A 24,469-nucleotide genomic window follows, 5' to 3' on the forward strand; every position below is an offset into this window, starting at 1 on the left:
AAAATTTTAGTGCGACACCCCAATTTATTTTTTAAATAAACGGATTATAAAAACGTCCACCATTACTTATGGTTGCCATAATAGCTATTATTAATATAATACTAACTACTAAAATAGTTATGTAATCTCCTAACTTAAATGGTCTTCCATTATACCATGTACGTTTTTTATTGCTTCCAAATGCTCTTAACTCCATAGCTGAGCTTATAGCTTCTATTCTATCTAAACTAGAAAATATTAATGGCATTAATATTGACGCTGAATTTTTAATTCTTTTTGTAAGCTTTTCCTTTTTAGACATATCAATTCCTCTAGCTTGTTGTGCAAATGATATATCTTGATAATCTCTTTGTACATCTGGTATATATCTTAATGCTATAGAAACTGAATATGCTATTTTATAACTTACTCCTATTTTATTTAATGATGCTGCAAATTCACTTGGATTAGTTGCAATCATAAATAATAATGCCATTGGTATTATAGAAAAATATTTTAATGTTATATTAAACTGATAAAATAATTGTTGTGCTGTTATTGTATATGGCCCTGCAATCTTAAATAAATCATTTCTACTTCCATATATTTGAACACCCTCATATGGTGAAAATATAAAAATAGCAATATTATTTAATAGTAAAAATATTAATATAAAATATAAAACAAATGAAACTTGTTTAAATTTCACCTTTGAAATTTTAAATACAATTATACTTATAACAAACATTCCTAAAAGTACACGAGTATCATATGTAATCATAGAAGCTACTGCCCATATTATTAATGCAATTAACTTCGATGCTCCTGTTAGCTTATGAATCGGTGAATCTATATCTGAATATCCAATCATCGTACTCATATTTCCCTAACCCTCCTATCATAATCAATAAACTTTTTAACAAACATCCTAGGGTTTTCTAAGTTAGCTTTTACAGCTAATTCATATAAAGATGTTTCTTTTAAATTTGCATTAATAATTACTTCTTTATCTGTAAGTACATTAGCTGCTATATCATCAGCTAACTTTAACCCATTAGATAATACAATTGCTCTATTTGTATATTCAAGCATTAAATGCATATCATGAGTTATCATTACAATAGTTACACCTTTTTTATTTAATTCCTTTAAGAATTCCATAATTTCTGTGTAATGTTTAAAATCTTGACCAGCTGTAGGTTCATCTAAAATAATAACTTCCGGATTTAATACTAATATAGATGCAATTGTAACACGTTTCTTTTGTCCAAAACTTAAAGCAGAAATTGGCCAATTACGGAATTCATATAATCCACAAACTTTTAATGTTTCAAATACTCTATTTTTAATTTCCTCTTCTGAAACGCCCCTAACTTTAAGTCCTAAAGCTACTTCATCAAAAATCATTGTTTTTGAAATCATTTGATTTGGATTTTGCATAACAATACCTATCTTTTCTGCACGCTCTTTAATAGTATCATTAATTAAATCTCTGCCTTCAAATAATATTTGTCCTTCAGTTGGTTTATAAAAACCACATATAAGCTTAGAAATAGTAGATTTACCAGCACCATTTCTTCCTACAATACTAACCATTTCACCCTTGTTAACTTTAAAAGAAACACCATGTAAAATTTCTTTTCCACTTTCATAAGAAAACTTTACATCTTTCATTTCTAAAATAGTATTTTCAGTTTTAGCAGCATTATCTTCAGGTACACCTTCATACCACTTCTTTAAATTTTCTCTACATTTATCTATATTTAAAGTATCAATATGCTCTGGATGCATATCTGGAGTAATTGTACATCCTGCATATTTTAATGCTGTAATATATAATGGCTCACGTATTCCAGTTTCCACTAATAAGTTAGAACTTAATAATTGTTCTGGTGTTATATCTGCAGCTATTTTTCCTTCATTTACAACTATTATTCTATCAACTGAGCAGTGTAATACATCTTCTAATCTATGCTCTATAATTAAAATAGTTTTCTTTGTCTTCTTTTGAATATCATCAATTAATTCAATTGCACTTTTTCCTGTTGCAGGATCTAAGCTTGCAAGTGGTTCATCAAATAATAAAATATCTACATCACCAACCATTACACCTGCTAATGTAACACGTTGTTTTTGTCCCCCTGATAAACTATATGGTGCAGAATTTAAATGAGTATCTATTCCCACTATTTCTGAAACTATTTTAACTTTTTCTTTCATTTCTTCTTGAGATACACAATCATTTTCTAATTTAAAAGCTATATCTTCTCCAACTGTTAATCCTATAAACTGTCCATCTGGGTCTTGAAGTACAGTACCTACTGAATTTGATAATTCAAATATACTCATTTCTTTAGTTTCTTTTCCTTTAACTTTTAAACTTCCTGAAATTTCTCCTTCATTAGAAAAAGGTACTAACCCATTTATACAATTAGAAAGAGTGCTTTTACCTGACCCTGATGGTCCTACTATAAGCACCTTTTCTCCTTCATATATAGTTAAATTTATATTTTTTAATGTTGGCTTTGCTTGAGCTCTGTATTGAAAAGAAAAATCCACGAACTCAATTACAGGTTTTTTCATAGCAAATCTCCTCGTTTTTATGTATAGTGAAATCTATTAATTATTATTTAATTCTATAATATACAACATTTTATAATTTATTTATTAAAATTTCATTCATAACAAAATTAAGTAATAATCTACATTAAAGATAATACTATATTTTTAATCATATGTATATTCTGAAACAACTTTTATTTTAAATACTATTAAAAATACCAGAGACATAAATACTCCGGTATTTTTAATAGATATTATTCTCTATCTAAGCTTCCCTTCTTAACTCTAGTCTTAGAATAAGTATATAATAATATAGTACCTAATACTCCAACTGTAATTGCATTTGAAGTTCCAGCTACAGCACCTTGTAAATAAACCTTATTTGCTGGTTCTGCATATATAACTATATCTAATGTAGGTGCTATTAAAAGCCATGCTATTGCATTTGCTACAACTTGGTAAATATTAAATATTATCATTTCTTTTTTACCAAAGTTACCTTCATTAACTTTTAATTTCTTCCATGATAAACCTATAATAAGGCCTACAACAGCTGATGCAATAACCCAGCTAAACCATGGTGATCCAAAAAACACTAAGTCTTTTAATAAATGTCCTATAAACCCAATAGCAACACCTGCAATTGGTCCATATAAAACTGCCATCAATGCTAAAAATGCATAACATGTTTCAATATTAGTATTTGGTATTCCTGATGGTATAGATCCAAAACGACCTAATATCATAAATACTGCTGCACCAATACCTATAGCTACAATTGTTTTAATTGATAGCTTATTCCCCATATTGTGTTTCCTCCTCCTAAATATACTGTATGATATTTAAAATTTTATTCATAAACTACTCTTGGAGCTTTTCTTATAGAAATTATCCAATTAGTTCCTGTCTGTATATTATATGCTTTTGAGAAAGAGCCTTGATTTATAGCAACTGCTAAATTATCTAATGAATTAACATATACTAAAGTTTCTCCAACATGAACATCTGCAAATGATTTTGCATATATCATTATATTTCTGTATACTTCTCTTGTATCATTTTTTATTGAAACTTCTACTCTATCGCCATAACTTATTCCTAAACTAACAAATAATTCTCTGCCTATATTAGTCCAAAGGCTTCCAAATCTAACATCTAAAACATCAATTGTTCCAGTTACTATATCATTTTCTTTAGTTGATTCAACTACTGGTAATTCAACTATTTCTTCAACTGGAATTTCTGGTCCTACTTGTTCAAAATTAATAACTCCTGAAGCAAGTCTTGCTCCTGTATAAGCATATATATCTCTTCCATGGAATGTATATGATGCACCTGAATTAGGTAATCTATTTATAGTTTCATCTATTTCTCTTGCCTCTACAATTCCACACATACGCTTAATATGAGTTAATGTTCCATTATCCGGTGTTATTATATATTGTCCAGTTGAAGTTTTAACTCCTATACTTTTTCTATGTGAACCAACACCTGGATCTACTACAGAAACAAATACACTTTCTTTTGGCCAATAAACTACTGTTTGTATTAACCTGTATGATGCTTCCCAAATATTATATTGTGGTATTTCATGAGTTAAATCAAATAACTGTAATGTCTTATCTACAGAATATGCAACTCCATACATAGCACTAACTGCCCCATCTGCAATACCAAAATCTGATTGAAATACTAAAGCATTTTTCATAAATATAAGCCTCCAAAAATTTTGTCGAATTTAATTACAACTTTAGTATAAATACGAACTTTATTTAAGTCAACTTTTTTTTCGTTCGTTTTTATACGAATATTATTCTTTTTTATTCTTTCAAGCAATACTTATTAATTATACTTTTTTATTAATTTATAGTCAATATTTTTATCTCTTATCTAGTTAACTCTCCTTCGGAAAATATTTCATGTAAATATTAAAAATTTTCTTATTTTAAAGTTTTATTTAAGTAGTAATACAATTCAAGCTTATAAAATAATTTTATTATTTAATATAAAAACTCAGTAGTTAATAAAATGAACAACTCCATTTCACCTTGACATAGATTGTTCAAAACCACTGAGTTTTTATTTTATATATTTATATTTTATTAATTAATAACATGTGTCCCTTCACCAATATTACTTGTATAAAATGATGGTTTAATTTTTGTAACATCTTCATATGCACATGATACTTTTTCTTTAAATTCATCTATCTTAGAATTATTTACTAAAGCAATTGCACATCCTCCAAAACCAGCACCTGTCATTCTAGCACCTATGCACCCTTCAATTTTTAATGCTTCATGAACTAAAGTATCAAGATGCAGTCCTGTAACTTCATAATCATTTTCAAGAGACATATGTGATGCTGTTAAAAGCTTTCCAAAGCCTAATATATCATTATTCCTAAGCATTTCTATGCTCTTTTTAACTCTTTCATTTTCAGTAATTACATGTTTTGCTCTTTTTTTTATTGTTTCATCAGTAATAAAGTTTTCCACCTCTTTTAAAGTTGCTTGGCATAAGTTTTCTAACTTTTCTTCTTTATTATTATTTATAATTTCAAGTGCTTTTTCACACTCAGCTCTTCTTTCATTGTATTTTGAATCTGCAAGCTCTCTTCTTTTATTTGTGCTCATTATTACTAAACTATATTCTCCTAAATTTAATGGAGCATATTCATAATAAAGTGATGCACAATCTAAAAGTATTGCCTTATCCTTCTTTCCTATTGCAACTGCAAATTGATCCATTATTCCACAATTAACACCAACAAATTCATTTTCTACCCTTTGACAAAGCTTAGCTATTTCAACTCTATCAATTTGTTCTGGATTTTCTAAATACAATATAATATATGCCATTAACACTTCTAATGCTGCTGAAGATGAAAGTCCAGCTCCATCTGGAATATTACTATATAAAACAATATCCATACCTTGTACTTCACAACCTAAATCCTTAAGTGCTTTAATAACTCCTTTAGGATAATTACCCCAATCATCTTCTTTCTTATATTTTAATTCCTCATCTAAATTTATTACAACTTCACCTGCAACATTTTTAGACCTCATTCTTATCTTACTATCATCTCTCAATGCTATTGCAGCAAAAATACCCACAGTAAGTGCACCTGGAAATACAAACCCACCATTATAATCTATATGCTCTCCAATTAAATTAACTCTTCCTGGAGATAAAAAAGTTTTTATTTCTCTATTATCTTCACCATATTCATTTTTAAATAACTTTATCATTTCTTCTCTATTCATATCAATCTACCGTTGCCAAAAATATATAAAAATATATAAATCTTGTTTAATTCCCTGTTCAACCTGTCTAATTTCGCTATAAATAAACTTATAAGCTACTCTCATTTGATATAACAATCCGAGGGCTTAAATTCCCATACAACGAATGGTACACATTAGCATTATCTTTTAAGTGATGCTATGCTAATTTATATCTTGAAAGATTAATACTCGCATTTAAATCTCTATCTATCTTTAGTCCACATGAACATTGATAAACTCTGTCTTTAAGCTTTAAATCTTTCTTAATAGCTCCACAACAACTACAAGTTTTACTTGATGGAAACCACTTATCAGCTTCTACAAATTCTATTCCGTATTTTTTACATTTATATTGAATTTGTCTTTTAAATTCATATAAACATTGCTCTGCAATAGCTTTTGATAAATGACGATTTTTCATCATTCCTTTAATGTTAAGTGTTTCCATAACAACTCTTGATGGCTTGGTTTTCACTATCTTATTCGTTGCTTGATGGATATGATTACTTCTTATGTTTGTTAATCTTCTATGAAGTAATCTTATTTCTTTTTCAAGTTTTATAATATTGTTAGTTTTTTTAAATTGACAACGGTTTTCACCACCTTTCTTTATTTTATTTATATCATATTTACGACTAACTTTTCTTTGTTTTCTCTTTAAGACTTTTTTAAGCCTTTTAACTTCTTTTGTTTTATTAATGTTTTTAAAAGTCATTCCATTGCTGCAAATTGCTAAATCTTTCACCCCAACATCAATTCCTATGCTTTTATCAGTAAGTTTTACCTTTGGTAATTCTCTTTCAATTCCTACTGATATATACCAATACTTTCCGTCAAAACTTATACGTGGATTTGAATATTTAGTATCCAAAGGTATTGAATAAGGTTTAATATTTACCCAACCTACTTTTTCAATATTTACTGCATTATCTTTAACTTTTAATTTACCATTATCATTATAAAATGATGGTTTAGACTTTCTTCTACTTTTAAATCTCGGCTTATCAGCTAACCCCTTAAAGAATCTTTTATAACTATCACAAGCATCTTTAACAGCCTGTTTTGCTACATTATTTGAAACTTCTGATAACCATTGTAAATCAGTTTCCTTTAATTGGGTTATTTCTTTTCTAAGGTCATTATCTGGAATAAACTTACCACCATTCTTATAATTCTCTTCTTGTCTTGCAATTGTCCAGTTATAAATAAATCTTGCAGTCCCAACTGATTGCCATAACTTTTGTTCTTGGATTTCTGTTGGATATAATCTAACTTTTTTCGCAAGTATCATCTTCTAACAACTCCTTAATCATCTTCTTAGCTTTATTTACTCTTTTCCCTTGAAGTCTATAACTAAATACTGTAACTATTTGAATTAAATCCTCAACTAATTCTTGTTCTTCTGATTTTTCAGTATTGTCAATAATTTCAATAATAGTTCCATACTTATTGCATAGATTTTCTATTAATTCATATCCAAACCTAATTAATCTATCTTTATAAAGAATTACTATTTTATCAACTTCTGAATTAGTAATCATATCTATTAGCTGATTTAAGCCCTTTTTGTTATAATTAATTCCACTTCCTATATCGGTTATAATTTCAAATTGATATCCCTTAGCATACATATATGTTTTAACATTTTCTATTTGTCTTTCAAGGTCATCTTTTTGTTTATGGGAACTAACTCTACAATAGCCTATAGTCTTTTTATTTAGTTGCACTTCTGATTTTAAACCTAAGAAGTGATTAAGTTGCTCTTGTGAATAATATCTTGTACCACCATTTGTTACATGTGATGGTTTTAAAGTTCCATTCTTATCCCAATTTCTAAGAGTTTGAACAGTTTTTCCTATTTTAGTTGCAAATTCTCCTATTGAGTAATATTTCATGTTTATCACCTCAATAATATTATACAACTATCTCTATAAAATAAAAATATATTTTTATATATATTTATAGATTTATTTTAACAGTTCACACCTCTTTTTTTAGTTTGTAGTTTTGGTGCAAATTCAGCTTAGACTGAATTTACAAAAATATATTAACTTGTCACTTATCACTTGCCACTTTCCACTATATTACTTTATTTAAGAACTTATTAAATCCTTCTTGTCCTTTTTCATTTCTTTTAAATACCCCGGCATCTTCTAATACCCTTGAAAATATAATTCCAACTTCTTTTTTTATTAATTCTTTTGCTTCTAAGTAATTTAATGATAAGTTTTCACTTAACATTTTTTCTATCCATGGAATGTGCTTATTAATTTCTTCATTATTTTGTGCCTTTTCCCTGTTGTATGATATTTCACCACATAAAATATTTGCTATAATATCTAGTTCTTTTTCTAATCTACCTGGTAAAACAGCTAGTCCCATAACTTCAATTAATCCTATATTTTCTTTCTTTATATGATGAAGTTCCTTATGTGGATGGAATATTCCATCTGGATGCTCTTCTGAAGCTCTATTATTTCTTAAAACAATATCTATTTCAAAAGCTTCACCTTTTCTTCTTGCTATTGGTGTAACTGTATTATGAGGAGTATCTCCTGTAAATGCTAATATTTCATTTTCTTCATCTGAATATTTTTTCCATGCTTCAAACATATCCATAGTAGCATTTATAACTTCATTTTTATCCTTTCCCTTTATCCTCACTACTGACATAGGCCATTTAACAATTCCAATTTCAAGATTTTTATACTTACTACTTTCGTAATATTTTTCAACCTTAGCTTTTTCCATTGGAAATTCATGTCTTCCACCCTGATAATGATCATGTGTTAATATAGATCCCCCAACTATTGGTAAATCAGCATTTGAACCTATAAAGTAATGTGGTAAAACTTCTGTAAACTCAACTAATCTTTCAATTGAATTTTTAGTTAATTTCATTGGTTCATGTTCTCCACTAAAAACAATACAATGTTCGTTATAATAAACATATGGAGAATACTGAAGAAACCAGTCCTTGTTTCCTAAAGTCATAGGTATGATTCTATGATTTTGTCTTGCTGGATGATTTATCCTTCCTGCATACCCTACATTTTCTTTACAAAGTAAACATTTTGGATAAGTTAATTGTTTCATTAATTTTGCCTTAGCAATTTCTTTTGGATCTTTTTCAGGTTTAGATAAATTAATTGTTATTTCCAAATCACCATATTCAGTTTGCACTGGCCACCAAAGATTTTTAGCTATTCTTTGTGTCATAATATAATTAGATGATTTGCTTAAATCATAAAACCAACTTGTTGCTTTTTCTTTAGATTCATTTTCATATTTATTGTAAAATTCCTTTACAATTTCACTTTCCCTAGGCATTAATAATCCCATAATTCTTGCATCAAACAAATCCCTATATGTTGTTGTGTTTTCTTCTATCAATCCTACCTCAACTGCATAATCTAAAATATTATTTAATATTTTTACTGGTGTTTCTTCAGATACTTCTTCTACTTCTCCTTCAAATGGTGATTCAAGCTTTAATAAATCAATTAATGCATTTCTAGTTGGAATTACATCCCACTTAGAAATCATATTCTTTTTTAAAGCAAATTTTAAAAGTCTTTCAATTTCATATCCAATATTATTCATAATCTCACCCATTTCTATCTATTTTATTACCATATAATTAATTAATTTTCATACCATTAAATAGCTCTTGTATAACTAATGTTGATGCACCAACTACAGCTGCATCTCTTCCTAGCATACTTTTAATTATTTTTACATTTTCACTTGAAAGTTTCATTCCTCTATTTTTTACAATTTCATTTAATGTTTCAATTGCATAAAATGTATTTTCAAAAATTTCACCAACTACTACTATTGCTGTAGGATTTAATATATTTATTAAATTAGTAATTGCTATTCCTATATATCTTGAACTTTCTTTTATTATTGAAATTGCAAGTTCATCTTCTAGCTTAGCAGCATAACATATATCATCTATAGTTAAATCATTAATATCTTCTTTAATATCCTTTAATATACTATTAGCACCTTGTTTAATAAGTTTTATAGTTTTTTTAGTAATATTGTTATTAGATGATACTGTTTCTAAACATCCATAATTCCCACAATTACACTTTTCTCCATCGCCATCTACAACTATATGTCCTATTTCTCCAGCACTAAAATCAACTCCATAATAAGGCTTGCTATTTATAATGATTCCAGCACCTATACCATTAGATATATTTAATGTTACAAAATTTCCTATATTCTTAGTAATTCCAAACCAGCTTTCACCTAAAGCCATTGCTCTAACATCATTATCAACATAAACATTTAAATTTAATTCATTTTCTAATGCCTTTTTAATATCTTTGTCCTTCCAATCATAATATGGCGAATATATTGATATTCCTGTTTTAGCGTTTACTATTCCATGTAATGCAACCCCTGCACCTAATATTTTTTCTTTATTAATATTACTTTCTTTTATAACTTCATTAATTAAATTAACTAACTTTTTAAAAACAAAATCATAATCATATCTTTCTTCACTTATTTCAATAGATTTTTTTAATATAATGTGAGCTGAAAGATTAGTTATGACTACATCAATTACTCCTACTCCTATGCCTACTCCTATTACATATCTGGCATTAGGATTTAACTCTAATATTATTGGAGGCCTTCCCCCACTTGATTCTCCTATTTTACATTCAACTAAATATCCATCTTCAATTAATATTTTAGTTATATTAGTAACACTTGCTGGAGTTAATCCTGTTATTTTTGCTACATCTGCACGAGATAAACTTCCATTATCCCTAATTATCTTAAGAACTGCTGAAACATTCATTTGCTTCATAAGTTCAAAACTACCTTTTACTACTTTATTCATTGCACCACTTCTTTATTAATTATTTTAATAAAGTCTCCAAAAAAATTTTTTCTTTTATTTAAGACCTATGAAATTGTTTTCTTAATTAAATTTTATCATATATTTCTAATTTGTCAATATAAATATATCTTTTATTTACTTTAGTGTAAAGAAAAGCCTTAGCCTATCCTTACACTAAAATCAACTTTTTCATTTAATATTTAAAAACTGCAAATGATTTTTTATCTAACTTTACTTTATTTATTTTTTCAATTTCACCTGTAATTAAGTTAGTTCCATTACAATTTAAATTTAATTCTATTGCTTCATCTTTATCACTATTATTAAATAAAACTAATATATTTATATCTTTTAATACTCTTTTAAATGCTAACAAATCATCTTTACAATATATTTCTTCAAAATCACCATAAATAAGTTCCTTATTTTCTTTTCTTAATTTAATCATCATTTTATAAAAATTTAATAAATCCTTATTTTGATTTTCTTCATCCCAAATCATACACTTTCTATTATCTGGATCATCTTCTCCATCTAATCCAATCTCATCTCCATAATAAATATATGGAACTCCTATATATAAAAACTGGTATGCAATTGCTAATTTTATTTTATTAATATTTCCTTCACATTCATTATAAATTCTTTTTGTATCATGACTTCCAATTAAGTTCCACATTTGTCTTATAATACTATCCATATATAGAACTCTATTTTCAGCCATTATATCTAAGAATTCTCTTGCATTAATTATATTCTTACCAAAGAAATCTATAATTGCATTTTTAAATGGATAATTCATAATTCCATCTAATTGATCACCTTTTAAAAATGAATTTGCTTCATGCATTATTTCTCCAATTATAATAGTATTTTTATTTGCCTTTTTTATTCTTTTTCTAAATGCTCTCCAAAACTCATGACCAACTTCATCACAAACATCAAGGCGCCACCCATCAATTCCAATTTCTTTAATCCAATATTCTCCAACACTAAGTAAGTACTCTTTAACTTCTTCATTATTAGTATTTAGCTTAGGCATATTTTCACATCCATTTGCAAAAGTATAATACTTATCTTTTGCTTGACTTACAGGCCATGAATCTATAAAGTACCAATCCTTATATTTTGATTGTTGTTGATTTTTAATTAAATCCTTAAAAGCAAAAAAATCTGAACCTGAATGATTAAACACAGCATCAAATATTATTTTAATACCATTATTATGCGCTTTTTCAACTAATTCTCTTGCTTCATTTATAGTTCCAAATTGAGGATCTATATCAAAATAATCTTTTGTATTATATTTATGATTAGTTGTTGATTTAAAAACTGGAGTAAGATAAATCAAATTCACACCTAACTCTTTTAAATATGATAGTTTTTCTATTACTCCCCTTAAATCTCCTCCATACATACTTTTTGTATTAACTTTTCCTTTTCCCCAGGAAAGTGTTCCTTCTATATTTTTGCTATTGTCTCCATTACAAAATCTATCAGGAAATATTTGATATATAATTGATTCTTGAAGCCATTTTTCTTCTTCGTATAAATCCTCTTCTGCTATATATGGAAATTGAAAGGAATTCATATCATTATATTTAAAGTTCTTATTAACAAAGCCTCTTTCATTATATTCAAAGCTTTCATCATTATTATCAATAAACTCAAAATAATACCTATATCTATTTCTAAATACTGAAACTTCTACTTGATAATATGTAAATAACTCTGTTTCAGCTACTATTACCATTTCTTTTTTCCTATAAGAATTTTCCCAATCATACCTATCTTTATAATGAATATAACATTTTTTTATATCATTTCTTGCAACTCTTACTCTTACTATTAATGTATCCTTATCTTTTCCATAGGCATATGGAGTATCTAATATATGAAATACTGCATATTTGTTCATATAATCACCTCATTTATCATTAAACATTTACATAAATAATTATAATTTAAAATTTTGGATTAATTTGTATATTTGTAATATAATATTTATATATTTAATGTATTTTATTTTTATTGGGGGATTTTTTTATGTATGAAAGTTTTATTTCCGATTTAAGTATATTTAGTAATGAATTTTCATCTTTTATAGATACTAATGATAGACCAGCTATACTTTATAAAATTCAACAAAAGCATATTGGAGAATTAGAAGATAATTTAAATTTTGAAGATAAAAAAATAGATTTATATATTTGGAATGCTATTTTTTCAAGAGAAATTATAAGGCATGGTATTTCAAAAAAGTATTTACATACTCTTTATAATAAATATTATGAAAAAATACCTATGCTAAATGACTTAAAGTCATTACAAGCCTTAGAATTAGAAATGGCTCAAACTTATTTAGAATTTTTAATTAGTGATGTTGAAGTTAAGGACAACTTTATAGTAAACAAGCTTCTTCAACATTTACACATGAATATAGAATGTTTTATGTCACTTGAAAAAATATCTAATCACTTAGGGATAACTCCAGAATATGCCTCAGCTTGTTTTAAAAAACACATGGGTATCTCATTGATGAAATATTCAAAAAAAATCAAAATTGATAGAGCTAAAGTATTATTGCTTACCACAAATAAAAGTTTACTTGATATTTCAATTTCACTTGGTTTTTATGATCAAAGCCATTTTTCTAGAACCTTTAAATCATTTGAAGGAATTACACCTTCTCAATTTAGAAATACAAACTATATTTAAATTTAATAAAATCAAGTACGGGGCTGACGCACTAAAACTTTTATACACAATATATTGTAGTATTTATTCTTAATGCGACCTCCCCCCTCCTATATCAAGATTATATATAATTTATTACATAATTATTTTCCTTAAATTCAATTAATTTTCACTATAAAACTTTCTTTGTAATTTATATATATATATTGAAAAAAGAGAGCCTAATAAGCTCTCTTTATAACCTTTAAAAATCTATAATATTATTTTCTTTTTATGCAATTACTAAATAATTTAGCTATAAAAATTAAATTACTTTTAAATAAATAATACTTCCTTCAATATTTCCTCGTAATTTGCTTATATCTACTCCTAAGTTCATTAATACCCCCCCTAAGAACACTTCTTGAGTTCTTATATTTTTATAAATAGCATCTTCCCTTAAACCCCTTAACTTTAATCTTTTAAAATTAGATATATTACATAAGTCTATACCTTTTAAAACAAGTACAACTTCTAATTTATCCTTAGATATTACTTCAATACACTCAGCTACTTTATTTTCTGAAAAGTCATTTATCACATATAACCTTTTTCCATTAACTTTACCTTTACTTTCGTCCTTTTCAGTATTTATAAATACTTTATTACTCTCTCTAACAGCTATCCCCATAATTAATCTCTCCCCTTATATTATAAAATTTCTTAATTTATATGTTAACGTTACCAATAGCATATAACATTTTAAGTAATATATCAACCGCTTTAATAAAAATTGTTTAATTTTCATAATAATGTACAATTTTTTTATATTTGTTTCAAAATAAATAAAGGGGCTGTCGCACTAAAGCTTTTATACACAATATATTGTAGTATTTATTCTTAATGCGACATCCCCTTGTTATTTTCTTACTTTCTTGCTCTTTCAACCTTAAGCTTCTTCCCTTTAATAGTTGAATTTTTAAGTGCTTCTATTACTTTATTCCCTTTTCCATTTAAAATATCTACATAAGAAACATTATCTTGAACATCTATTATTCCAATATCCTCTCCAGTAATTCCTTCTATTCTCGAAATTGCACCTACAAAGTCTCCAGCTCTTAACTTTTTCTTTTTTCCACCATTAAAATATAGCTTAGTTATATTCTTATTTATATCTTTAGACTTTTCCTTTTTTACTTTTGGTTTTGATTTTAAAAATTGTATTGCTTCATTTCTTTTATCCTTACTTAATTCAAAAATTTCATTTTCAACAGTAATTTCAAAACCTATGTATTCTTCTATCATATCCAAAAGTCTATCTTCATATTGATTAACAAAAGAAATAGCCTTTCCCCTTGCTCCAGCTCTTCCAGTTCTTCCTATTCTATGTACATAAGCTTCTTTTTCAACTGGTAAATCATAATTAATTACATGAGTAATTCCTTCTACATCAATTCCTCTTGCTGCAACATCTGTAGAAACTAACATTTTAAAATTACCTCTTTTAAATTTCTCCATAACTTCAATCCTATCTTTTTGAAGCATTCCACCATGAATTTTACTTACTGAATATCCCTTTTTATTTAAATTTTCAAAAACCTTATCAACATTTTCTTTAGTCTTACAAAAAATTACTGCTGTTTCTGGCACTTCATTTATTAAAAGCTTATTTAAATTATCTAATTTGTAAAATTCTTCAAATTTATATAATTCATGAGTTATATTATCTGTTATTAATTTTTGAGCTTTAATTTCAATATTAATAGGATTATTCATATACATTTTACATAATCCTAATATTTCTTCCGGAATCGTTGCAGAAAATAACATTGTTTCTCTTTTTTTATTTAATTTATTAATTATATCCCTAACTTGGTCTATAAATCCCATATTAAGCATTTCATCAGCTTCATCTATTACTAAATATCTTATATTTGAAATATCTAATGTTCCTCTGTCAATATGATCAAAAACTCTTCCTGGAGTTCCTGCTACAATATGAGTCTTTTGTTTTAATTCTCTTGTTTGCTCTGAAAATGGTTGCTTACCAAATACTGCAACAGCTCTTATTCTCTTAAATCTACCTATGTTAGTTAATTCTTCCTTAACTTGAATAGCTAACTCTCTTGTTGGCGTTAAAACTAAAACTTGAGGTTTACTTTCTTCCCAAACTACTTTTTCACATAATGGAATTCCAAATGCTGCAGTTTTCCCACTTCCAGTTTGTGATTTAACTATAATGTCTTTACCATTTAACACTTCAGGTATTACCTTACTTTGCACATCAGATGGATGTTTATAACCTATACCATCTAATGCTTTAATTATTTCATCACATAAATTATATTTTTTAAATGTATTGTTCAATATATTTCCCTCATTTTTAATTTATTTATTATATTTCATTTAATTAGTATAACCTATATTAACAACAAGTAAATAACTTTTGATTTAATTACATCAAAAATAGCAAATAGCTTAACAAATTATTAATTATAATTTGTCTATAACTATTTGCCATTTTCAATTATTTTAAAAATTCTTCAATATTTAATTGTTTTTTAAATTCTTCTAATCCAATTCTATCTATGTAATTCCCTAGTCTTTCTCTACCTTGACCATTTTCTGCATAAATGTCAATTACTCTTTCAACAACATCAAAAATTTTATCATCTGGAATATTCATAGCAATTCTATCACCTAATCTAGGAATAACTCCACCTCTTCCTCCAAGGTAAAGAATCCATCCTTTTGGACCTCCAATTAATCCAATATCTCTAGTATGACTATCAGCACAGCTATTTGGACATCCACTTACTCCAATTTTTAATTTATTAGGAAGGTTTCTTCCATGGAATGCTCCATCTAATTTAGCTCCTATTGCAACTGAATCTTGTAATCCTCTTTTACAGAAAGTTGTTCCTGGACATATCTTTACACTTCTTACACATAACCCTATAGCTGCTCCTGGCTTCATTCCTAAATCTAACCATGCATTATCTATATCTTCTTCCTTTATTCCAACTATTGCAATTCTTTGAGCACCTGTAACCTTTACGGCAGAAGCATTATATTTTTCCGCAACATCTGCTATATCTCTAAGCTGTTTTGGCGTTATTAATCCTCCTATTAAATGTGGTGCTATTGCATATGTTTCCATATCCCTTTGTATTACAGCTCCCTTATCTAATAAATCTTTCATAGATAAAAACTCCTTTCAAGTCTAAAAAACTAAAATTTAAAATTCATATATTTCACTTATGTATTATATACAATTTTTATTAGAAAGTAAAAAACTATCTTATTATTATAGACAGTTTTTTATTTCTATTTTCTATCATTTCATTTAATATATATTTTAACTTTTTAATATTAATTTCAAATACATTTTCCTTAATTTCAATTTTAATATTTTCTTTTTCATTTTCAATTGAATTAATAATATTTCTAAATTCAATTATATTTAATGCTTTAACTTCTTTTCTTCCATATCCAATATCATATTTATGTGTATTAGCATCATCTTTATTTTCAAATAAATTAATAATTCCACTTCTATCATATGCTAATTTATAATTTCCATTAACATTTAATTCATCACTTTCAATTGCATAAATAACTTTTCCATAAAACTTCATCATAGTAAATAAAATCATTAATTCATATTGATTTTTTTCTAGAAAATTTTCTTTTCCAACTTTATTAAAATGTATATTTAACAAATCATATGGTACCATAACCATAGTACATTTTCCTTCATCTATAGAAAATTGATAAATACCATTAAATACCCCATATTTAATAGCTTCTATTATTTCTTCACCTTTTAATACCCTTATATATTCAACTTCATCTTTAATTAATCTAAAATGATTTACAAAATCTTGGGCAAATTCTCTTTCTGAAAAAAACCATATTGTTGGTAATTTTTTATGATTCAAAGCACATAATGGCTTAGCAGTATTATTTTTAATTTCTTCTAATGAAGATTTTTTTGAAGCTATAGTATAAACTTCTTTTAATTCTAAAAACTCATTTAAAGCTTCTTCATATTTATTTCTAAACTTAACTACATCTTCTCTTGGAGTTTTTGAAAGTTCCTGTAATATATCTTGATACCTTTTTGTTGTGCTCATATTCATTTTTTTCCCCTTTTCCCCTTATTAAATGTTTACATAACAATTATATACTTTTTTTAATAATTTATCAAATCGATAAGTTATTTGTAAACTTTTGTTTTTAAACTTTTATGTTTCCATTATTATTGGAATTATAGTTGGCCTTCTTTTAGTTTTTTCATAAATATAATTTTCTGTAGCTTTTTTCATATTGCTTTTTAATACATACCATTCAATAACCCCTAACTCTAAACACCTTTCAACTTCTATAATTGATATTTCTTTAACTTTATTAATTAATTCTTCTGATTCTTTAACATATACAAATCCCCTTGTAATAACATCAGGTCCTGATACAATAATTAAAGCTTCCCTATCAATTGCTACAACTATAGTCAACATTCCATCTTGAGCTAAATGCCTTCTATCCCTTAAAACAATATTACCAACATCGCCAACACCTAAACCATCAACAAATACAGCTCCTGTTTTAACCTTTCCTCCCTTTTTACACCCCTCATTTGTAAGTTCTAATATATTTCCAGTTTCTAAAATAAATATATTATTTTTATCCATTCCTAACTTTTCAGCTAAATCACCATGATGCTTTAAATGCCTATATTCTCCATGTATAGGCATAAAATATTTAGGATGAACTAAAGTATGTATTAACTTTAATTCTTCTTGATATGCATGACCAGAAACGTGAACAGCTTCTAAATCCTCATATACTACATCTGCCCCCTTTCTAAATAATTCATTTATAACTCTAGAAATTAATCTATCATTTCCTGGAATTGGTGATGCAGAAATAATAAAAGTATCATTTGGTTCTATAAGTATTTTTCTATGATTAGAAAATGCTATTCTTGCCAATGAAGCCATAGGTTCTCCTTGACTACCAGTTGTAATTAATGTTATTTGATTATTTTCGTAATTTTTTAAATCATCAATAATTAAAATTTCAGAATCTGGTATATGAAGATACCCCAACTCAATAGCAACTTTTGATATATTTTCCATACTTCTTCCATTAAAAACAATTTTTCTATTATTTTTTATTGATGCATCAACTATTTGCTGCATTCTATGTATATTAGACGCAAAAGTAGCAACAATAACTCTTCCCTTAGCTTTACTAATTATTTTTTCTAATGTATATCCTATACTCCTTTCTGATAATGAATGCCCCTTTCTTTCCACATTGGTACTATCAGCCATAAGCAAAGTAACACCTTCTTTACCTAAGTTAGATATTCTTTGCAAGTCCATTGTTTCTCCATCAATTGGAGTATAATCTATCTTAAAATCACCAGTATGAAGTATTATTCCAACTGGAGTAAATAAAGCTAAACTACAAGAATCAGCTATGCTATGAGTATTTCTAATAAATTCAACCTTAAACTTATTAAACTTAATAACATCCCCTACTTCAACATTATTTAACTTTACACTATTTAATAATTTATGCTCTTTTAATTTTGTTTTTACAATACCTATTGTCAATTTTGTCCCATAAACAGGTACATTTATTTCTTTTAACACATAAGGTAATGCCCCTATATGATCTTCATGCCCATGCGTTAAAAATATTCCTTTTACTTTTTTTATATTATTTTTTAAATACCATATATCAGGTATTATTAAATCTACTCCATACATTTCTTCATCTGGAAATGAAATTCCGCAATCTATAACTATAATTTCATCATCACATTCAAAAGCTGTAATATTTTTCCCTATTTCACCTAACCCACCAAGTGGAATTATTTTTACTTTTTCCTCACTCATTAAAACATTTCCTTTCATTGTTTTATCAACTTCCTTATATTTATTATTCCTTTGCAATTTATTAGTTATTCCTAATATTTCTTAATGGTTACTATTTTAACAATCAAGAATTTAATATTTTCATGAAAGGCTCTTCTTTAGTGAATTTTTGATACTAAAACAATTATACTATCTACAATTCTTTTATTTAATTGTTTTATGTCCTAATACCTGGCTAATGACTGTGGACACTAAAAATTTATACATATCCCAATTTAGTTTAAAATAAATTTTTATAAAAAATTAATGACAAAGGTCATTTCATTTAAGCTTATTATGCTTAATATTCGAAATTTCCTTTGTCATTTTAATTTATTAATTTAGTCATTATAAAATAGGCTTTCTGAAGCATATTCTGCATCACAAGTTACATCTATTCCAAGCTTTCTAAATGTCTGTTCATCACTTGTTGGAAGTATAGTAACTGAATGAGCTTGAGCTCCTTTAAGCATTGCTAACTTATCCATAGCAACTTGTGCTGTTGGATTAGTTGCTGCTGAAATACTTAATGCAATTAATACTTCTTCACAATTTAAAGATACTTTTTTATTTCCTAATGTTTTAGATTTTAAATCTAAAATTGGTTGTAAGATAACTGGAGATATTAAATGTATATCATCAGCTATATTAGCTAAATATTTTATTGAATTTAATAAAGCTGCTGCTGATGCATCTAATAATTGTGATCCTTTACCTGTAACAATAACTCCATCTTCTAATTCCATGGCAACTGCTGTGCAAATTTCAGCATTTTCTTCTTTTAACTTAGCTGCACGTTCTCTTGCTGGAAGAACAACTTTTCTATCTTCTTCCTTTAAGTTAACTTGTTCCATTATTAGCTTTGCATGCTCAAATATTTCCTTATCTACATAACCTTTTTTATATTCACATCCAGTTTTAAAATATCTTCTTATTATTTCTTGTCTTGAAGCTTCCTTAACTACTTCATCATCAACTATACCAAATCCAACTCTATTAACTCCCATATCTGTTGGTGATTTATAAACTGATTCTTTTCCAGTAATTTTTTCTATTATTCTCTTAAGTACTGGGAATGTTTCTAAATCTCTGTTATAGTTAACAGCAGTTTCTCCATATGCTTCTAAATGGAAGTAATCTATCATGTTAACATCTTTTAAATCAACTGTTGCTGCTTCATAAGCTATGTTTAATGGATGTTTTAATGGAACATTCCATACTGGGAATGTTTCAAACTTAGAATATCCTGCAACATTTCCTCTCTTATTTTCATGATATAATTGACTTAAGCATGTAGCAAGCTTACCACTTCCTGGTCCTGGTGCAGTAACAACTACTATTGGTTTGCTTGTTTCGATATATGGATTTTGTCCATATCCTTCTTCACTAACTATAGTATCAACATCTGTTGGATATCCCTTAGTAGCTCTATGCTTATAAACTTTTATTCCACGTCTTTCTAACTTGTTTATGAAAACAGTAGCTGAAGGTTGATCATTATATCTAGTTATTACAACCGAATTAACTTCTAAATCATAACTTCTTAAATCGTCTATTAATCTTAAAACATCCATGTCATAAGTAATTCCGAAATCACCTCTAATTTTGTTTCTTTCGATATCACCTGCATATACTGCTATAACAACTTCTGCTTTATCTCTTAATTTGTGTAATAATTTTATTTTTGCATTTTCATCAAATCCTGGTAAAACTCTTTTTGCATGTAAATCAAATAAAAGTTTTCCTCCAAATTCTAAGTATAACTTATCATAGTTATTTACTCTTTCTAATATGTACTTTGATTGCTCTTCTAAATACTTTTCATGATCAAATCCTATTTTCATATGTCCACTCCTAATTTTATAGTTTTTTTTTAACATAAAGAGATTTATATTACTAAATCCATTTATGTTAAATTGCAACTATTTAATAAAAATTTAATTCTTTTTATTAATTAGGCACAAAATATATAATATTATTACATAAAATTTTCATAAAGTAAACTATAAAATACGAAATTTAATTTATTCAGAATATTTATAATTCGTCAAATAAAATATACTTTTTGAAAGTTCCTCATTACTGTTCATTTATTATCTTATTTTAATTGTAATTAATTTAATCTATATACTTCTATAAAATATATTATTTATCTATGCTTATGAATGTGTTATATCAAAATGTTGTTAACAACATTTTGATATAACACATTCATATACTTATTAAACACTATATTTTAATCATTACTTGTTTTAATTTTATATCTACTATAACTAATATTATTTATATATTTATCTGTAACACTTAATACATTATAAATTTCAAATTTAAAACTATAAAAAATTTACTTCTTAATATATATCTTATAATAAAATGACTTGGCAGAATTGACCAAGTCATTTTACTAATATAAAAATTTATTAAATATTATCTTCTTCTATTTTGAAACATTTCCTGCCACATTAAGTACATCCCATGTTCTTGAAAATGGTGGAGCATAACAAAGATCTAACATTCCTAATTGTTCTGTTGTCATCTTTGCATAAATACATGCAGCTAAAACATTACATCTTTGAACTGCATCTTTATATCCAGCTACTTGCCCACCTAAAATAACCCTAGTATGTGCATCATAAATAAGTTTAACATAAATTCTTTCTCTTCCAGGATAATAGCTAGTTTGATTCATATCTGTTATAAATTTAGTTTTGTAATTAAATCCTAAATTTAAAACTTCCTTTTCTGAAAGACCAGTTCTAGCCGCTTCCATATCCATAACTTTAATACAACTTGATGCCATAGAACCTTGGAAAGAATTATTTTGTCCAGCTAAATTTTCCCCAACTATTCTTCCAAGCTTATTAGCCCCAGTTGCAAGTGGTACATATATTTCCCTATCAGTAATTAAACTATTTATAGTTGCACAGTCACCAGCTGCATATACATCTTCAACCGATGTTCTTCCATACTTATCAACTACAATTGCACCATTTCTAATCATTTTTATTTCATCACAATTTAAGAAATCAGTATTTGGTTTTACACCAGTTGCAAGTATAACTATATCAGCTTCAATTTCTCTTTTATTTGTTTTCACCTTAGAAACTTTTGCATCACCTATAAGTTCAGTTACTGTTTCTGATAATAAAAGATTAACACCATTTTCTCTTAATTCTTCTTCTAAAAGATCAGTTATATCCTTATCAAATACCTCTTGAAGAACTCTATCTTGAAGTTGAATAACAGTAACTTCCTTTCCTCTATGTTTTGCTGCTTCAGCAGCTTCAAGACCTATAAAACCAGCACCTATAATAGCAATTTTTTTATTTTCTTCCTTTGACATTAATTCTCTTAATTTATTCCCATCATCCATTGATTTTAATGTAACTACATTTTCTAAATCAATATTTTTAATTGGTGGAATTATTGCTCTTGCTCCACTAGCAATCATTAACTTATCATAACTTTCTTCTAACACTTCATTTGTATTAAGATTTTTTACTGTTACCTTTTTGTTAGAAAAATCTACATTTGTTACTTCATGTTTTGTATGTATTTCTACTCCTGCTTCTCTAAATGCTTCTGGAGTTCTTGCTATCATTTCATTTGAATCATCAAAGAATCCTCCAACATAATATGGTAGTCCACAAGCACCAAAAGAAACTATATCACCTTTTTCATATACTACAACATCGTCATTTGGTGAAAGTCTTTTAAATTTAGCAGCTGCACTCATTCCTGCTGCTATACCACCAATGATTATAACTTTCATCTTAAACACCATCCTCTTCTGTAATTGAATTATCAATTATTTATACTTTATTACTTTTCTTATGTTTATATAAAAATAAACCATTTTTTAAATAATATTTATTTTTATTATAAATGAAATTTCAAAAAAATAATAATATAAATTTATATCTTTAAATAAATTTATTTTTTTATATACTAAAAAATATATTAATTATTTTAATTCTTGATTTAATATTTTCTAAATTACTAAAATTAATATTCCCTACAAAAATTTAGTTTTATTTTAATATTTCTTTTGATATCTTTTATAACTCTTCATATGATATACCAATCTTATTTTTAAATATTTCATTATCTATTCTTGAAACAACAACTTTATCTGGTTTTATTTTATCAATTATACTTTTTAATTTATTAACCTACTCTTCATTATCGTTATATCCCTTTATAATAGTAATTTCAAATATAATGTGTTCATTATACTGATTTTTATATAATTATACCATTTTATATTCTTTTTATAACTTTATAATCATAAAATACTTATGTAATAATAAGTAGAGAGGTTTAAAATGTTTTATAATAATTCTTTATTTCCATTACTTTTATCAACTATAGCAGGTTTATCTACACTTGTAGGTGCTATAATAATATTTTTTACCCAAAGTAAAAATGAAAAATTTTTAACCTTTGCTTTAGGTTTTTCAGCTGGAGTAATGATTGCTGTGTCTTTTATGGATTTATTTCCTACTGCTGAAAGTTCTATATCAAAATATCATGGAAATACACCGGGTATATTATGGTCAATTTTTTTCATGCTAATTGGTGCAATAATAGCATATTTAATAGACCTTTTAATTCCTGAAAGCACACCAAATCATGATATTAAATATGATAATAACTTTGATATTTTTAGAGTTGGTTTAGTTTCAACAATTGCTTTGATGATACATAACTTTCCTGAAGGTATAGCAACATTTGTTTCAAGTTATCAAGATACTTCCCTTGGCATTACAGTTACTATAGCTATTGCACTTCATAATATTCCAGAAGGTATAGCTATTGCAATGCCAATATATTTTGCTACCAAAAGCAGATATAAGGCTATAAAATATGCCTTCTTATCTGGTATGGCTGAACCCCTTGGTGCATTAATTGCATTTTTATGTTTAAAGCCTTTCATTAATGACCTTATATTAGGAATTATTTTTGCTGTTGTTTGTGGAATAATGCTATATATATCACTTGCTGAACTTATTCCATCCTCTCAAAAATATGGATATTCAAAAATTGCATTAATATCTACATTTTTAGGATTTTGCATGATGCCCTTAACTCATATTTTTACATCAATTTAATATTATCTTGAATAACTTTAATTTTTTTTATTAAAATAATAATATAAAATTAATTTTGGAGGA

At 26.6% G+C, this 24,469-nt stretch carries 19 protein-coding genes; 2 read left to right on the forward strand and 17 right to left on the reverse strand.

Annotation, left to right across the window (positions count from 1 at the left end; translation table 11 throughout):
* Positions 1-31 precede the first annotated feature (31 nt).
* The 10 genes from ACUN06_RS10800 to ACUN06_RS10845 form a co-directional block, all read right to left on the reverse strand.
* The gene (locus tag ACUN06_RS10800) at positions 32-859 is read right to left on the reverse strand and encodes an energy-coupling factor transporter transmembrane component T family protein (protein WP_291732794.1); all 828 of its coding nucleotides are present in this window, start codon (positions 857-859) and stop codon (positions 32-34) included.
* A complete protein-coding gene (locus tag ACUN06_RS10805) occupies positions 856-2,562 on the reverse strand; it encodes an ABC transporter ATP-binding protein (protein ID WP_291732791.1) in 1,707 nt (568 codons plus the stop codon). The genes ACUN06_RS10800 and ACUN06_RS10805 overlap by 4 nt, the downstream gene beginning before the upstream one ends.
* Positions 2,563-2,795: 233 nt before the next feature.
* Positions 2,796-3,347 carry an ECF-type riboflavin transporter substrate-binding protein gene (locus ACUN06_RS10810; RefSeq protein ID WP_449389778.1) on the reverse strand — a complete coding sequence of 184 codons (552 nt, stop codon included), beginning with the start codon at positions 3,345-3,347 and terminating at the stop codon, positions 2,796-2,798.
* Positions 3,348-3,391: 44 nt separating this feature from the next.
* Entirely contained in the window at positions 3,392-4,249 is an 858-nt protein-coding gene (locus ACUN06_RS10815) for an SAM hydrolase/SAM-dependent halogenase family protein (protein WP_449389779.1), read from the reverse strand.
* Positions 4,250-4,643: 394 nt separating this feature from the next.
* The gene (locus tag ACUN06_RS10820) at positions 4,644-5,810 is read right to left on the reverse strand and encodes a galactokinase (RefSeq protein WP_449389780.1); all 1,167 of its coding nucleotides are present in this window, start codon (positions 5,808-5,810) and stop codon (positions 4,644-4,646) included.
* Between the two features lie 178 nt (positions 5,811-5,988).
* Complete coding sequence (locus tag ACUN06_RS10825) at positions 5,989-7,122, reverse strand: RNA-guided endonuclease InsQ/TnpB family protein (protein WP_449389781.1); 1,134 nt, start codon at positions 7,120-7,122, stop codon at positions 5,989-5,991.
* Positions 7,100-7,726, reverse strand: a complete 627-nt coding sequence (locus ACUN06_RS10830; RefSeq protein ID WP_449389782.1) for an IS607 family transposase — start codon at positions 7,724-7,726, stop codon at positions 7,100-7,102. Before ACUN06_RS10830 ends, ACUN06_RS10825 begins: the two co-directional genes overlap by 23 nt.
* Before the next feature lie 184 nt (positions 7,727-7,910).
* Complete coding sequence (galT, locus tag ACUN06_RS10835; RefSeq protein ID WP_291735925.1) at positions 7,911-9,434, reverse strand: UDP-glucose--hexose-1-phosphate uridylyltransferase; 1,524 nt, start codon at positions 9,432-9,434, stop codon at positions 7,911-7,913.
* A gap of 37 nt (positions 9,435-9,471) precedes the next feature.
* Complete coding sequence (locus ACUN06_RS10840) at positions 9,472-10,692, reverse strand: ROK family transcriptional regulator (protein ID WP_412345593.1); 1,221 nt, start codon at positions 10,690-10,692, stop codon at positions 9,472-9,474.
* A gap of 193 nt (positions 10,693-10,885) precedes the next feature.
* Positions 10,886-12,610, reverse strand: coding sequence for a glycoside hydrolase family 13 protein (locus tag ACUN06_RS10845; protein ID WP_412345592.1), 1,725 nt, complete (start codon positions 12,608-12,610; stop codon positions 10,886-10,888).
* 128 nt (positions 12,611-12,738) lie between these two features.
* Between ACUN06_RS10845 and ACUN06_RS10850 the strand changes: the two genes are divergently transcribed.
* Entirely contained in the window at positions 12,739-13,410 is a 672-nt protein-coding gene (locus ACUN06_RS10850) for a helix-turn-helix transcriptional regulator (protein ID WP_294162008.1), read from the forward strand.
* A gap of 283 nt (positions 13,411-13,693) precedes the next feature.
* Here ACUN06_RS10850 and ACUN06_RS10855 read toward each other — a convergent pair whose 3' ends face one another.
* The 7 genes from ACUN06_RS10855 to ACUN06_RS10885 form a co-directional block, all read right to left on the reverse strand.
* Positions 13,694-14,059: a GH36 C-terminal domain-containing protein gene (locus tag ACUN06_RS10855; RefSeq protein ID WP_291735090.1), complete on the reverse strand. Its 366-nt coding sequence runs from the start codon at positions 14,057-14,059 to the stop codon at positions 13,694-13,696.
* 236 nt (positions 14,060-14,295) lie between these two features.
* Positions 14,296-15,735, reverse strand: a complete 1,440-nt coding sequence (locus tag ACUN06_RS10860) for a DEAD/DEAH box helicase (protein WP_449389783.1) — start codon at positions 15,733-15,735, stop codon at positions 14,296-14,298.
* A 160-nt stretch (positions 15,736-15,895) separates the two neighbouring features.
* Positions 15,896-16,570, reverse strand: coding sequence for a nitrite/sulfite reductase domain-containing protein (locus tag ACUN06_RS10865; protein ID WP_291735093.1), 675 nt, complete (start codon positions 16,568-16,570; stop codon positions 15,896-15,898).
* Between the two features lie 94 nt (positions 16,571-16,664).
* On the reverse strand, positions 16,665-17,510 hold the full coding sequence (locus tag ACUN06_RS10870) for a hypothetical protein (RefSeq protein WP_302569917.1): 846 nt from the start codon (positions 17,508-17,510) through the stop codon (positions 16,665-16,667).
* Between the two features lie 105 nt (positions 17,511-17,615).
* Positions 17,616-19,295 carry a ribonuclease J gene (locus ACUN06_RS10875; protein WP_294399159.1) on the reverse strand — a complete coding sequence of 560 codons (1,680 nt, stop codon included), beginning with the start codon at positions 19,293-19,295 and terminating at the stop codon, positions 17,616-17,618.
* Positions 19,296-19,636: 341 nt separating this feature from the next.
* Complete coding sequence (locus ACUN06_RS10880; RefSeq protein ID WP_291735098.1) at positions 19,637-21,139, reverse strand: DUF1846 domain-containing protein; 1,503 nt, start codon at positions 21,137-21,139, stop codon at positions 19,637-19,639.
* Positions 21,140-21,732: 593 nt separating this feature from the next.
* On the reverse strand, positions 21,733-23,067 hold the full coding sequence (locus ACUN06_RS10885) for a CoA-disulfide reductase (protein WP_449389784.1): 1,335 nt from the start codon (positions 23,065-23,067) through the stop codon (positions 21,733-21,735).
* 553 nt (positions 23,068-23,620) lie between these two features.
* Between ACUN06_RS10885 and zupT the strand changes: the two genes are divergently transcribed.
* Positions 23,621-24,406, forward strand: coding sequence for a zinc transporter ZupT (zupT, locus tag ACUN06_RS10890; RefSeq protein ID WP_291732882.1), 786 nt, complete (start codon positions 23,621-23,623; stop codon positions 24,404-24,406).
* Positions 24,407-24,469 lie beyond the last annotated feature (63 nt).

This window comes from Clostridium sp. ETTB3, from assembly GCF_053571985.1.

Excerpts from the sequence above, each read along its gene's own strand:
- ACUN06_RS10800 (WP_291732794.1), bottom strand. The coding sequence starts at position 859 with ATGAGTACGATGATTGGATATTCAGATATAGATTCACCGATTCATAAG.
- ACUN06_RS10805 (WP_291732791.1), bottom strand. The coding sequence starts at position 2,562 with ATGAAAAAACCTGTAATTGAGTTCGTGGATTTTTCTTTTCAATACAGA.
- ACUN06_RS10810 (WP_449389778.1), bottom strand. The coding sequence starts at position 3,347 with ATGGGGAATAAGCTATCAATTAAAACAATTGTAGCTATAGGTATTGGT.
- ACUN06_RS10815 (WP_449389779.1), bottom strand. The coding sequence starts at position 4,249 with ATGAAAAATGCTTTAGTATTTCAATCAGATTTTGGTATTGCAGATGGG.
- ACUN06_RS10820 (WP_449389780.1), bottom strand. The coding sequence starts at position 5,810 with ATGAATAGAGAAGAAATGATAAAGTTATTTAAAAATGAATATGGTGAA.
- ACUN06_RS10825 (WP_449389781.1), bottom strand. The coding sequence starts at position 7,122 with ATGATACTTGCGAAAAAAGTTAGATTATATCCAACAGAAATCCAAGAA.
- ACUN06_RS10830 (WP_449389782.1), bottom strand. The coding sequence starts at position 7,726 with ATGAAATATTACTCAATAGGAGAATTTGCAACTAAAATAGGAAAAACT.
- galT (WP_291735925.1), bottom strand. The coding sequence starts at position 9,434 with ATGAATAATATTGGATATGAAATTGAAAGACTTTTAAAATTTGCTTTA.
- ACUN06_RS10840 (WP_412345593.1), bottom strand. The coding sequence starts at position 10,692 with ATGAATAAAGTAGTAAAAGGTAGTTTTGAACTTATGAAGCAAATGAAT.
- ACUN06_RS10845 (WP_412345592.1), bottom strand. The coding sequence starts at position 12,610 with ATGAACAAATATGCAGTATTTCATATATTAGATACTCCATATGCCTAT.
- ACUN06_RS10850 (WP_294162008.1), top strand. The coding sequence starts at position 12,739 with ATGTATGAAAGTTTTATTTCCGATTTAAGTATATTTAGTAATGAATTT.
- ACUN06_RS10855 (WP_291735090.1), bottom strand. The coding sequence starts at position 14,059 with ATGGGGATAGCTGTTAGAGAGAGTAATAAAGTATTTATAAATACTGAA.
- ACUN06_RS10865 (WP_291735093.1), bottom strand. The coding sequence starts at position 16,570 with ATGAAAGATTTATTAGATAAGGGAGCTGTAATACAAAGGGATATGGAA.
- ACUN06_RS10870 (WP_302569917.1), bottom strand. The coding sequence starts at position 17,510 with ATGAATATGAGCACAACAAAAAGGTATCAAGATATATTACAGGAACTT.
- ACUN06_RS10875 (WP_294399159.1), bottom strand. The coding sequence starts at position 19,295 with ATGAAAGGAAATGTTTTAATGAGTGAGGAAAAAGTAAAAATAATTCCA.
- ACUN06_RS10880 (WP_291735098.1), bottom strand. The coding sequence starts at position 21,139 with ATGAAAATAGGATTTGATCATGAAAAGTATTTAGAAGAGCAATCAAAG.
- ACUN06_RS10885 (WP_449389784.1), bottom strand. The coding sequence starts at position 23,067 with ATGAAAGTTATAATCATTGGTGGTATAGCAGCAGGAATGAGTGCAGCT.
- zupT (WP_291732882.1), top strand. The coding sequence starts at position 23,621 with ATGTTTTATAATAATTCTTTATTTCCATTACTTTTATCAACTATAGCA.